Raw genomic sequence first — 12495 nt, forward strand, 5'->3', positions numbered from 1 at the left:
GTTCCTTTATATAACTGTTTCCTGTCAGTCTTTTTTGGATTTCATGGTAAGCGGCGCATTCTTCATCATCGGGTAGGTAGAGAGAAGTAGCGCACCACCAATGAATCCCAGAACGGTGAACAATGTCATGCGATTGATCCTAGCAATCCACAACATAAACTCACCAAGATCGCCCAATGTAATTATCAGCGTAATGACCAAGCCAACCCCGAAAAACATAATGAAGAAGTTACGCATCCCTAAGCGCATCCAACAAACCGTTGGGAAGACAGAGATTCCCAGTACGAGAAAGCCGCACATCAGATCGATCCACAGGTAGGATAAGAAATGATATTTGCTTGAATACAACATGCCTGGTTGATAAAGGGTTACGTCAACAATTCCTTTTTCCTGAAGCAGGTGTAAGAGGAAGTACGCCACATGCAGAATGATCATGGTGCCCGCAACCATCCATACCGAATTCATATAGAAGGATTTCATGAATTGAATTCGTGTACTGCCCATTCCAATCGCAACCGGAAACAGTGTAATCATTCCCCCGATTGCAAACGTACATATCCCTCCGTACATGGGACCAAACAGTTGCGTAGCATACGAGACATCAAATATGAAGCCAATGGCCAAATATACAACGGCGAGCATTAGAGCGATGGATGAAAATATGCCCAGATACAAACGCATATCATCACGAATCAGTCGGTTCGTACCTTTTACTGCGTTCATGGTTTAACCCCCTCTTGATTACGGGTCCTGTTAACCAAATAATCTTGTAATGTCGCTTTCTCAATGGAAAGTCCCTGCGAATGAGCGATATCCTTCCACATTTTCGAGTAGGGCTCATCAATCATCACTTTCACAGTTGATCCCATCTGGGAAGACTCTATAACTTTAACACCTGCTGTAACTCGGTTAATATCATCAATTACCCCTGTTAGAAGAACTCCTTTTTCGCGCATCTCTTCCATCGGTTGATTTAACAACACCTCTCCGGCTTGCAAAACGATAAGGGACTCACATAAAGGCTGAATCTCCTCAATATGATGGCTGGATATCAGAATCAGACGCGGGTTATCTTCATAACTTTCCAGTAGCGCATTATAGAAGAATTTACGCTTTTCAGCATCGAGCCCATTGGTGGGTTCATCCAGAATGGTTATCTTAGCATTACTGGCAAGACCTAATATAATCTGGGTGGCAGTCTTCATGCCTTTCGAAAATTTAATGATCTTTTTCTTCTCCGGTAGTTCGAACACATCGATTAAACGTTCCGCCAACTCCTGATTCCACTGCGGATGAAAATATTGCCCCATTTGAACCAGGTCACTAACCGTCCAGTTTTTGCCCAAGGGATGATTCTCCTGGATGTAGCACAGATGCTCTTGGGCAGCCAGATTATTATAGGGGTCTTGACCCATGATCTGAACGGTTCCACTGTCCGGGCGGTTATGCCCTGCAAGTAAACTCATCAGTGTTGTTTTACCAGCTCCATTTCTTCCCCAGATTGCACTAATGATTGGCTCACTCTCATGTAGCGTAACCTGGTTCAGAACGGGCGTCTTCTGGTAGCTGTAGTTGACCTGCTCCATATGAATCATAACTCACTCTCCTTATCCTTCTTGCCGCGAATCAGATCAATGATCATGTCTTCATTCATGTGAATCCGTCTGGCTTCTTCAAGTAAAGGCTTGATGTATTCTTCATAAAAATCTTGCTTCCGTTCAACGAGCAATGCTTCTCTTGCTCCCTTTGCAACAAACATTCCAACACCTCGCTGTTTGTATATAATCCCCTTGTCCACGAGTTCCTGCAGTCCTTTGCGAGCTGTAGCCGGATTGATATTGTAGAAGCGTGACAGTTCATTGGTTGAGGGAACCTGTTCTTCCACCTTCAATCTACCCTCCACAATATCGTCCATAATCATTGTGGCAATCTGATGAAAAATAGGCTGAGATTCATCCAAAGTCGATTTCATGTGCTTCCAACTTTCATACGTATTCATTAGTCAGTTAGTCGGTTAGTTACTCATGTAACTAACTATAGTATACAAAGACGCAAATGTAAATAGGCGAACTTAATTCATTGCCTTTCCTACCTTGGCTCTGTTGTATTGATTAATAAGACCGTCCAGGACTACGGATTGCTGGATCACTTCCGGATGAAGCAGACTGCCGTATTCCATATGCATGCGATATAACAACTGTCTGGCATCTTCGATCCGTGATATCAAATCCAGCCGATCCATAGTATCCCTCCTTTTTGTCATATTTTAGTGTATTATGCCAATCATAAGCGCATGTGAGATACGACATACTTATTCTTCCACTTTGATACACAAAAAAGAACACCTCTGAAATAAATTCAGAAGTGTTCTTTTCATTTTTATTACGTTCCAAATCCGTGATCAGCGGGTCTCATAATTTCGGGGTTCGGGATTTCATTGCCTGGGACAGGTTCCGTAGCAGGGACTACGATGAATACAACGATACTACAGGTAGCTATCAGCAAAGCCAACTTTCTCTTCATTGAGTTTCTGCACCTCACTAATTATCATTTTGTATTGCTTTTTCGCCGTCTCAGATGCAAATTCCCGATATTGCTCAAACAGTCCGACACCTCTAAGCATACCTCGTCCACTGCTAATTTCAATAGAAAATTTTAAACTATCCAGCACAAATTCTATACCTAAATGAAACTCGTCTTTCTTTAAATAATATGCACCCAAATCTGCTAAAAGTCGTAAATATCGATCATCCGTAACCTGTCTGCTCACTTTGCCAATTCGGTTGCTCTGTTCCTGATAAGTGAAGTACGATTCATACTGTTTGAGAACATGATCAATATCCTTATCATAACGATTAGCCGCTGTTACAATATCACACAGCGCTGGGAATATCTCATTTTCCTTCGTCGAGATATACGCCAGATAATCAGGTAACACCTCAAACTGTCCACCCATTAAATGATATATATATCGATTCGCTTCAGCCCATTCCTGAAACTGATTCATAACAACGATTTCATCTTTATCCGGGTTCCTCACCCAGCGATTATCCGAATATAAAGAAACATAGTTAAGTGCTGCGGTGTAGTCTTTCAAATGATAACAGGCACTTCCTGCAGCTAGATCGGAGTACAGAATATAGAAGACAATTGGTCTTTTGGTCTCTTCTTGTTTCCTTCGGCCATTCATCTCATAATGGATGGACGCTTTTATTTTCAATTTTTCAGATAACTCCTGAACCTTGTTCCATCTATGCAACGCTCCAAATGCATTAATTAGTTCATTAAGCGCATCCAATTGATAGCGCTCATCCAGCCGATCCACATAGTATTCGAACCGGGCTGCAATAATCAGATTCCGCTGCTGATCATTGGTCAGTCCCAACCGGAACAGTCGATACTGACAGAGTGCAAGCCGCTCGGAATGTTGCATTTTCTCGCTTTCAGCAATGTTCTCATATAGAAGGATGGCTGGTTTGAATTTACCCGCTTGGTAGAATTCTTCAGCCACCTCAAATAACAAAGGAATATAGGATAGATTATCCATCATTAGACGAATAACCTCTTCAATACAGTCCAACTTGTCCAACTCGGCACAGCGATGAAGGAAGGGTCCCAGTCTTCGCCAGTCCGGGGTCGCGTGTACAAAACACTCATCTATGTATAACTCATAGAAGTAACCTTCTTCCAGTCTCATGGCGGAAGTAATGCGATCCAACTGCTGCATGGCAATTGGCCGATTTTTATTCAAAATATTGCTGAGCGTACCCGAATTAATCCCTGACGTTTCCGAAAAATGACTAATGGACATCTGTTCACGCTTCAGATAACTTTCCAAGTGATCGCGTATCGTGGTTGTCGACTCCAAACGAACACCACCCTCCAAAATAAAAAACATAAACGGGATTATCGGTATGCAAAAGTAATTATATGTAATTAGAAAGTATCGGTCAATATAATAATTTCAACTAATTTGTATTAAAACCATTTTAATCCTTTTTTTAAAACGGACAATCCTATCCTTATTTTATATCGGAAAGGCGCCTGACATCAAACCTGAAAATAGACAAAAAACACGAGCCATCCACGGGCTCGTGTCCTCAACTGACTCAACAGTCAGTATACTCACTATAACTTGGATTTAAGGCAGTATATTACCTGCCGCACGGTAAATTTCATACCACTCTGGACGAGTGAGATGAACATCTCCTGCTTTTACACAGTCTTGCAGACGTTCAATATTCATCGTGCCTGTCACGGGTTGCATCTGTGCAGGATGACGAAGCAACCATGCGATTGCAATCGTTGTATTGCTCACGTCATACTTCGCAGCAATCTCGTCGATCTTTGCATTCAATTCCGGGAACTTGTCGCTACCCAGGAATACACCTTCGAAGAATCCGTACTGGAACGGAGACCAAGGTTGAATGGTGATATCATGCAGACGACAATAATCCAGGATACTGCCGTCACGGTTAACCGCAGCGTCGTTCTCCATGTTCACGTTGATGCCACTGTCAATCATCGTGGTATTGGTAATACTCATCTGCAACTGATTGGCTACCAGTGGCTGTTTCACATATTTTTTCAACAATTCGATCTGGTTCGGATTCTGGTTGGATACCCCGAAGTGACGCACTTTACCTTCGCGCTCCAGTTGATCAAAGGCTTCCGCCACTTCCTCTGGCTCAACCAATGCATCTGGACGGTGCAGCAGCAGAACGTCAAGATATTCCGTTTTCAGACGTTGCAGGATGCCATCGACTGAATTCAGGATGTGCTCTTTGGAGAAATCAAACATACCTTTACGGATACCGCATTTGGATTGAAGAATCATATTTTCACGAACTTGGGGATTCATCTGTACCGCTTCGGCGAAGATCTCCTCACATGTTCCTGTACCATAAATGTCGGCATGGTCAAAGAAATTCGCACCAACCTCCATTGCAGAACGAACAAAATGTTCGGCTTCCTTACCGTCTAGTGAATTAATCCGCATGCAGCCCACCGCGACTACAGGTACTTCTAGTGCACTGCTGCCCAATTTAATCGTTCTCAAGATGTTTTCCCTCCATATTCGAATGTTATCGTGTATCTTACCTTTGATTGTGACATATATCTGCAATCGGTTTCAATAGCTTTATCCTACATTCATATGGAGAAATGATAGGTTCTTCATTCCAGCCTATAGATCCAAAAGAATAAGTTATACTTCTTCCGGTATGATAACCTCAATATGCCTTGGCAGGACACGGATATGAATCGGCAGGGCAGGACCTTCTTCCCCATCTACATTGGTGCGAATGGCTTCGTCTGAGCGAACATGAACTTCTTTGGCTGTAAAATAGTCCACGTCCTTATGGTCTTTCAGACTACCAAATAACAGGGAAGTGCCCAGGGTCAGACTGTTGAACACACTGATATTACGAACAACAAAACAATGTATCAGACCATCGTCCACCTCTGCATCCGGAGACAACTTCTCGAACCCTCCGACCGAGTTGGTCAGCGCCGCCAGAAAAAGTGGTGATTCCCCCTCCCAGATCTGTCCGTCATATTCGATGGTTAGATGATTGGCTGGTGTATTCACCAGGTCTTTCAAACCTTCTTTGAGATATGCGAATGATCCCAACTTCGACTTCTCTTCCGAGGATACGGAGAACAAAGCTTCTGCCAAAGAACCTGCAGCCACAACGTTGGCAAACAGGCGATCATTGATTTTCCCCAGATCCACGATATGGGTCTGATTCGAACGTAACTGCCTAATGGCTTCTTCCGGGTCAAGCGAGATATTCAGCGCACGCGCAAAATCATTCACCGTACCTAGCGGTATAACGCCTAATCGAGGACGATGATCCTGATCCATCATGCCGTTAATCGTCTCATGCAGTGTACCGTCGCCTCCGATGGAGATGACCAGATCACAGCCGTCTTTGCAGGCGCTCAGACAGTAGTTGGTGGCATCACCTTCCCCGGCCGTCTCATTAACAACCACCTCATACTGCTGTGACTCCAGAATTTCTCTGACTTGAGACACATACTGCTCGGCCTCTTCCTTACCTGACGATGGATTACTAATGATCATGGCTTGGCGCATACTCACATCTTCCCCTCCAAAATGGCATCTTTACTTCATCTTTACCCGTTTCAAGGGTGGGTTGAATAGGTTCTGCGGGAGATGTTCTATTTTTTTTGATAAACATGTCTCTGAAGAGTGCAGAGCAGGGTTTGTTTCATATAGAATAGAAGTAGAGAAATACCCATTACGAAATTCCTTGTTCCTTTTTCCCGTTGACGGGTTAATAACTATAGATGTGCTTTGAGCCGAACCTGTATATGTTAAACTTTTCAATTCACACTGAACACTCCCGTGGGCAGAACAACCTTCCGGTCGCTGTTATCGTGTAACTACTATACTTAACTAACTCAATCTGTTCGGATTATTTTATAATTCTAAAAATCGGAGGGACTGCATGCAATGAGAAGAATGACGCTACTATTTCTAGTATTCATCCTGAGTCTCGGGGCATCGGGGCAAGCCATGGCTTACACCACTACAGACTTGGGCGAGGGAATCATTGAAGATCCTGCTTTGGAGGACGGACTGAAGTTAATCCTCAACAAACCTCTGGATGTGCCCTTAACTTCAACGGATCTGGAGCAGCTTGAAGTGGTGGATCTGAGCAATGCAGGTATTCACAGCCTGTCCGGTCTCGAATATGCAACCAATCTGACTCACCTCCGATTATATGGGAATGAGATTGAGGATCTCACACCGCTGAAGCACCTAACCAAGCTTCGCGAGATCGATGTTCGCAATAATTACATTACATCCATAGACGCACTTACTGAATTGAAAGACTTGGGACGGCTGTATATCAGCAATAATTCCATTTCTTCCATAGAGGTTGTACGTGGGTTCAACCGATTACATACGTTCCACGCCAGCGGTAACCAGATTGCCAGTCTTGCCGGCCTCTCGGATGCGGATGCACTGAAGTGGCTTGAGATTTCGAACAATACCATTAGCGATCTGACACCGCTCATGGGTAAAACCCGGCTCCAACAACTCAACATAGCAAACAACCAGGTTCAGACGCTGGACGTACTGGCTGAATTGCCAAATACACTGCGGAATCTGAATGTGGCAGGTAATCAAATCACGGATCTGACACCACTGGAGCATATGACACGCCTTCGGACACTTGATATCTCTGGTAACCAAGTACAGCATCTCAAGGGGCTTGAGGAACTGACTGGGCTGACGGAGCTGAATGCAGAATCCAATCAGATCTATGATCTGGAACCTTTACGGCAGCTTTCCAGCCTGGACGTATTAAAATTATCCAACAACCGGGTGTGGGATCTGACACCGATTGCAGGTTTTACGTTTACCCGTGATCAGTCCGCGACAAATGTTATACAGGATATCTCGGCGTCTACCTCGTTATCCTCGGGTATTCAGACGTCTGTCTCAGAGGTTGAGCCTGCCGGACTCACGGTGCAGAACAATTATCTGGATGTTGTGAGTGGCAGTCATACGATGCAGCTTCTGAACCGGATGAATGTGCGGGAGCAGAAACGAACGCCGCAGGGCAGCTTCCAGCGTCTGATTGAAGGGTCTACCACCGCCTATGTTGGGGATCGTGCTTATGCACTGGATGCTGCACCTTTTATCGATGAAGGCCGGACCTATGTGCCTCTGCGTTTTGTCTCCGAGCAGTTAAATGCCCGTGTGAACTGGAATAGCGGTACGCGGGAAGCTGTGATCACACAGCATGATAAGACCATCCGTTGGAGCGTGGGTAACAAACAAGTTGTCGTGAATGACATACTTGTGATCAATGATGCTCCTCTTCTGATGAAAAATGGTAAAGCTTTTGTACCGGTACGCTTCATTTCGGAGCAATTCAATACGACGGTTGCATATATCGGAAGTAGCAAAACGATTCTGATTTTTGAAAATAAACAGCTTGGTGAGAGTGTACAGCCTTAAGAAAAACACAGCGAAAGTCCCCGTCTGAACGATAGCGGGGATTTTGTTGTGCCATGACAGTTGTATTATGACATTGGATAATGGTATATGGACATCGCCGATCACAAACAAATACAGCATACGATCTGTCTATGCGAATACGAACTCGTGATACTCCATCTTTGATTAGGGTAAATTTCACACGGTTTAGCATATCTTCTTTTGCCGTGGGAGTTGTTATACTAATCGTAATATATATGACAACTGAGGTTCAAGCGAGGAGGAAATTCACATGACATTTACGCTCACTGGTTATTCCACAACCCAAGACAACTCGTGGAGAGAGCTATCTTTTGTGCCGACTAATGAAAGCGCTAACTTAAAACTGACGGGTGAACAGCACCAACTTGTGGAAGGGTTTGGCGGATGTTTCAACGAGCTTGGTTATATGGCTCTGTCCCATTTGAATGAGGAGCAGCGCCATGAGGTATTTCACTCCCTCTTCCATCCAGAGGGTGAGCACAAGTTTAATATCTGTCGTCTGCCCATCGGCGCAAGTGATTATGCAGAGCAGTGGTACAGCCACAACGAGGTGGACGGTGACGTGTCCATGGAACATTTTTCGATCAATCGTGATTTCAAATACCTGATTCCTTACATCAAGGAAGCTCTGACTTATAACCCGAACCTGCAATTCTTCGCCTCGCCATGGAGTCCACCAACGTGGATGAAGTCGCCCAAAGCCTATAACTATGGGACACTGCGCTGGGAGAAAGATATTCTGGAGGCCTACGCCCTGTATTTTGTAAAATTTGTACAGGCCTACCGTGAAGCAGGCATTACGATCCATCAGGTGCATGTGCAGAACGAAGTGATTGCAGATCAGAAATTTCCTTCTTGCATGTGGACAGGCGAGCAGCTTCGTGAGTTTATCTCTGATTATCTGGGCCCGGCTTTTGACAAACACGGTCTGGATACGGAAATCTGGCTGGGAACGATCAACGCCCCTGATCCATGGGAGGAATTGATCAAGAAAAAAACAAATGACTTCGATGAGTACGCCGGGCTTGTCCTGAGTGACCCGAAGGCCTATTCCTATATCAAAGGTGTTGGGTATCAATGGGCTGGCAAAAATGCCATTCAACGTACCTCGGCCAGTTATCCAGAGCTGCGTTATATGCAGACCGAGAACGAATGCGGCGATGGCAACAACTCATGGAACTACGCCAAATATGTATATAATCTCTACCAGCATTACTTCAGCAACGGAGTGAACGCGTACATCTACTGGAACATGGTTCTGGAACCCAAAGGCCGCAGCACATGGGGCTGGGAACAGAATTCCATGATCACCGTAGATCCGGACAATAAGGAGGTTACTCGTAACCCGGAGTATTATGTGATGAAACACTTCGCACATCATATTGTTCCTGGTGCTCGAAGAGTCGGCCTGTCTGGCGCATGGAGCGGTAAATCCGTCGCTTTCCGCAACCCGGATAACAGTCTCGTCATTGTCATCAACAATCCATTCCAGAACCGTCGTGACCTGTATCTAACCCTTGAAGAAGGACAGACCCTACACATGGAGCTGGAAGCCGATTCATTCAACAGCATGATTATCCAACCGCAATAACTAATTCAACACATCGTTAAAAGTGCGGACATCAATAGCGTCAGGCTCAGGAATCCCCCGGGCTGGCGCTATTTTTCATGGGCCATTCAATGACTATTGTCACCATGATTACTCCTGTAAAACACAAGCCGAAGACAACTTAAAGATATGACGTTTCACCTTTTATATTTACAAATCTATAAATCTAGATATAATGTAATCCAGAGAACTTACTCTCATGTCCATCACATTATTGGAGGAAAGGCAGTCCCATTTTAGGATATTATATCTACTTTTCTGTATATTTAAATCAATTGGAGGTACGCTTTACATGAAATCACAACAGGTCAACCCGTTCCTAATCCTGATGCTGGCGCTCGGTGTATTCGGAATTATTACAACAGAAATGGGAATTGTGGGGGTACTGCCTCAGGTTGCGAATAAATTCAACATTACGGCTGCACAGGCAGGTTGGCTGGTCAGTATATTTGCGCTGGTCGTAGCCATTGCAGGCCCTTTTCTCACCTTGCTGGCTTCCGGGATAAATCGCAAAATCATCCTTTTAACCGCTGTGCTGATGTTTGCCATTTCAAACGTCGTTTATGCCTACGCCACAACATTTGATACCATGCTGATCTTCCGTATCATTCCCGCGTTATTCCATCCCGTCTTCTTTTCCGTAGCCCTGGTCACCAGTGCCCAACTTGTTCCGGCAGAGAAAAGCAGCCAAGCCGTCGCCAAAGTATTCACCGGAGTTACCGCGGGCTTTGCTTTTGGCGTGCCACTGACATCGTATCTTGCTGAACGGCTATCCCTGGAAATCGCCTTTCTGTTTGGAGCGATGGTCAGTGTGGTCGCTTTGATCGGAATTTGGATCTGGTTACCCTCGATGCCCGTGAAGGAAAAGATGTCCTATGGTAAGCAGCTCGGTATTCTGCGCAAACCTGGATTATGGCTGAATGTTGCCGCAGTCATTTTTATATTCGCCGCCATGTTCTCCGTGTACAGCTATTTCGCCGAGTATCTTGGACAGGTCACTCAAATGAGCGGATCATGGATCAGCGTCATGCTTACCGTCTTTGGTGTCGTCATGATCATCGGAAATTTGGGGTTTGGACAGTTTCTGCGTAAGAGCGTGGTCCGAACCGTTCTCATGTTCCCGCTGCTGTATGTAGCCGCTTACGCACTCGTCTATTGGGCTGGTCCACACTTCATGTGGATGATTATTGTAGTCATCCTCTGGGCATCCGTGCATTCAGGAGGATTGATTGTAAGCCAAACCTGGTTAACCGCTGAAGCGCAGGACGCGCCTGAATTCGGCAACAGCTTGTATGTATCCTTTTCCAACCTTGGTATTACCTTGGGTACTGCCATCGGCGGATGGTTCATCGCAAACCTGGGAATACATCAACTGATCTGGAGCGGAATGATATTTGCGCTGATCGCTTTTGTCTTGATTTGGATTAAAATTAAATGTTTCCCTGCACCATAAATTGCCGAACACTGTTGAGAGAAAGCACTAACACAAATAGCGCCATATTCCCATGCTTAACATGTAGAACAGGCGCTATTTGGTGTTATATGATTACCGGATTTATAAAGGATGCTCCGACTCGTCAAAACGCACGCTTAAGGATTGTTCGCCAGGTAATTTCTCAGCCATTGCATAGCCGGACGTTCTGTACCGTTGCTATTGACCAAGTGAGAGCCAGCCTGCCAGGTTTGATTCTGGTTGTAACCCCACAACGTCACACCTTTAACAGCAGAGTGTTTCCACAGCACAGGGAATTTCTGCTGATAACGTTGCAATTGTGTATTATCGTCACCTGTCATATCCAGCTCGGATACATAGATTGGTAGCCCTGTAGCCGCAAGCTTATTCAGTACCGTGTTCATTGTGTTCACAGAAACGTTGTCCATATTGAAATAATGCGCCTGGATTCCAATACCATCAACTAGACCTCTGTTTTTCAAAAGGTTGATAATCTGGATATATTGGTCCGCTTTAGCAGGATCACCGATAATACCATATTCATTAATTAACAATTTGGAGTTAGGGAAGGCTTGTCTCGCCTGTTGGAATGACCAGATAACCCAATCCCAACCCGTTGCCCCATCTCCACCAATGGCATTGCGATAGGATGGTTTCGCATGCAGAGGTTCATTCACCACATCAACGAAGGCAGACTTCGAATACCGTTGTCCTGCGGCTTTAATCCATTGTGTCACTTCAGCCTTCTGATCTGCGGCTGAGAGACTGTTAATCCAATTTGGCTGTTGATTTCCCCATACGAGCGTATGGAACTTGAACGGAAATCCGTTGTTGTTAGCATAGTTGTAGGCCATGTCCGCCTGGCCCCAATTCATTACGTTGCGTGTGCCTTCAATAGCATCCCACTTGGTTGAGTTCTCCGGAGTTACCTGATTCCAATATGGACTAAAATTCGAAGGAACCTGGTTGGCAATAATATTGCCCAGAAATTTGCTACCTTTCGCCAGACCAGCGCTCACACTACCAACCGCAACAGAAGCAGCGAGAATCCCTACCAATGCCAGTGAGCCGACTGTTTTAAACCACTTAGACTTAATCAATGATTTTCCTCCTTAGTATTCATTTTTTTGTTAAGCGCTTACAAAAACCATTTTACTGGATAATTTTGGTTTTTAACACCTGTCAAATTATAGTATTTTATTGTGAAGAAAATAGAATTAAGTGCTTTTTCTGAAGCTATTTATAGATTCCCTCTCTTAGATCCAACATAACTCTTACATTGGAGTTCAAAAAGTTTGGTTTTCAGTACCGAGAAGATGGAATGAAGTTAGAAATGGAGTAGCGGAGCGTAGGGAAAACTACGTGAGCAACGGACATTTCGGCTGAATTTCAACTTCGATGCTGATGATGCCGCTA

11 protein-coding genes are annotated in these 12495 nt (G+C 44.7%); 3 read left to right on the forward strand and 8 right to left on the reverse strand.

Annotated features, from left to right (window positions below; genetic code table 11):
- Nucleotides 1-24 precede the first annotated feature (24 nt).
- The 7 genes from MKY66_RS29420 to MKY66_RS29450 all read right to left on the reverse strand — a co-directional run bounded on the left by MKY66_RS29420 (nucleotide 25) and on the right by MKY66_RS29450 (nucleotide 6097).
- Complete coding sequence (locus MKY66_RS29420) at nucleotides 25-723, reverse strand: hypothetical protein (RefSeq protein WP_076213741.1); 699 nt, start codon at nucleotides 721-723, stop codon at nucleotides 25-27.
- Entirely contained in the window at nucleotides 720-1595 is an 876-nt protein-coding gene (locus MKY66_RS29425) for an ABC transporter ATP-binding protein (protein ID WP_076213738.1), read from the reverse strand. Before MKY66_RS29425 ends, MKY66_RS29420 begins: the two co-directional genes overlap by 4 nt.
- The gene (locus MKY66_RS29430; protein WP_036611682.1) at nucleotides 1592-1972 is read right to left on the reverse strand and encodes a GntR family transcriptional regulator; all 381 of its coding nucleotides are present in this window, start codon (nucleotides 1970-1972) and stop codon (nucleotides 1592-1594) included. The genes MKY66_RS29425 and MKY66_RS29430 overlap by 4 nt, the downstream gene beginning before the upstream one ends.
- Nucleotides 1973-2071: 99 nt before the next feature.
- On the reverse strand, nucleotides 2072-2242 hold the full coding sequence (locus tag MKY66_RS29435) for an aspartyl-phosphate phosphatase Spo0E family protein (RefSeq protein WP_017691550.1): 171 nt from the start codon (nucleotides 2240-2242) through the stop codon (nucleotides 2072-2074).
- A gap of 243 nt (nucleotides 2243-2485) precedes the next feature.
- On the reverse strand, nucleotides 2486-3868 hold the full coding sequence (locus MKY66_RS29440) for a transcriptional regulator (protein WP_076213734.1): 1383 nt from the start codon (nucleotides 3866-3868) through the stop codon (nucleotides 2486-2488).
- Nucleotides 3869-4141: 273 nt separating this feature from the next.
- Nucleotides 4142-5059 (reverse strand): aldo/keto reductase family oxidoreductase, encoded by a 918-nt coding sequence (locus MKY66_RS29445; protein WP_076213731.1) that lies wholly within the window; start codon nucleotides 5057-5059, stop codon nucleotides 4142-4144.
- Nucleotides 5060-5206: 147 nt separating this feature from the next.
- Complete coding sequence (locus MKY66_RS29450; protein WP_076213728.1) at nucleotides 5207-6097, reverse strand: diacylglycerol kinase family protein; 891 nt, start codon at nucleotides 6095-6097, stop codon at nucleotides 5207-5209.
- 381 nt (nucleotides 6098-6478) lie between these two features.
- Here MKY66_RS29450 and MKY66_RS29455 point away from each other — a divergent pair, with 381 nt between their 5' ends.
- The 3 genes from MKY66_RS29455 (at nucleotide 6479) to MKY66_RS29465 (ending at nucleotide 11079) form a co-directional block, all read left to right on the forward strand.
- The gene (locus MKY66_RS29455; RefSeq protein ID WP_076213725.1) at nucleotides 6479-7996 is read left to right on the forward strand and encodes a leucine-rich repeat domain-containing protein; all 1518 of its coding nucleotides are present in this window, start codon (nucleotides 6479-6481) and stop codon (nucleotides 7994-7996) included.
- 271 nt (nucleotides 7997-8267) lie between these two features.
- A complete protein-coding gene (locus MKY66_RS29460) occupies nucleotides 8268-9608 on the forward strand; it encodes a glycoside hydrolase family 30 protein (protein ID WP_076213722.1) in 1341 nt (446 codons plus the stop codon).
- A 310-nt stretch (nucleotides 9609-9918) separates the two neighbouring features.
- Nucleotides 9919-11079 (forward strand): MFS transporter, encoded by a 1161-nt coding sequence (locus MKY66_RS29465; protein ID WP_076213719.1) that lies wholly within the window; start codon nucleotides 9919-9921, stop codon nucleotides 11077-11079.
- Between the two features lie 137 nt (nucleotides 11080-11216).
- On the opposite strand, the gene MKY66_RS29470 is transcribed toward MKY66_RS29465, so the two are convergent.
- Nucleotides 11217-12179, reverse strand: a complete 963-nt coding sequence (locus tag MKY66_RS29470) for an endo-1,4-beta-xylanase (protein WP_047840948.1) — start codon at nucleotides 12177-12179, stop codon at nucleotides 11217-11219.
- Nucleotides 12180-12495 lie beyond the last annotated feature (316 nt).

The organism is Paenibacillus sp. FSL R5-0766 (assembly GCF_037971845.1).
In the GTDB taxonomy this organism is placed as follows: Bacteria; Bacillota; Bacilli; order Paenibacillales; family Paenibacillaceae; genus Paenibacillus.

Excerpts from the sequence above, each read along its gene's own strand:
- MKY66_RS29420 (WP_076213741.1), bottom strand. The coding sequence starts at position 723 with ATGAACGCAGTAAAAGGTACGAACCGACTGATTCGTGATGATATGCGT.
- MKY66_RS29425 (WP_076213738.1), bottom strand. The coding sequence starts at position 1,595 with ATGATTCATATGGAGCAGGTCAACTACAGCTACCAGAAGACGCCCGTT.
- MKY66_RS29430 (WP_036611682.1), bottom strand. The coding sequence starts at position 1,972 with ATGAAATCGACTTTGGATGAATCTCAGCCTATTTTTCATCAGATTGCC.
- MKY66_RS29435 (WP_017691550.1), bottom strand. The coding sequence starts at position 2,242 with ATGGATCGGCTGGATTTGATATCACGGATCGAAGATGCCAGACAGTTG.
- MKY66_RS29450 (WP_076213728.1), bottom strand. The coding sequence starts at position 6,097 with ATGCGCCAAGCCATGATCATTAGTAATCCATCGTCAGGTAAGGAAGAG.
- MKY66_RS29455 (WP_076213725.1), top strand. The coding sequence starts at position 6,479 with ATGAGAAGAATGACGCTACTATTTCTAGTATTCATCCTGAGTCTCGGG.
- MKY66_RS29460 (WP_076213722.1), top strand. The coding sequence starts at position 8,268 with ATGACATTTACGCTCACTGGTTATTCCACAACCCAAGACAACTCGTGG.
- MKY66_RS29465 (WP_076213719.1), top strand. The coding sequence starts at position 9,919 with ATGAAATCACAACAGGTCAACCCGTTCCTAATCCTGATGCTGGCGCTC.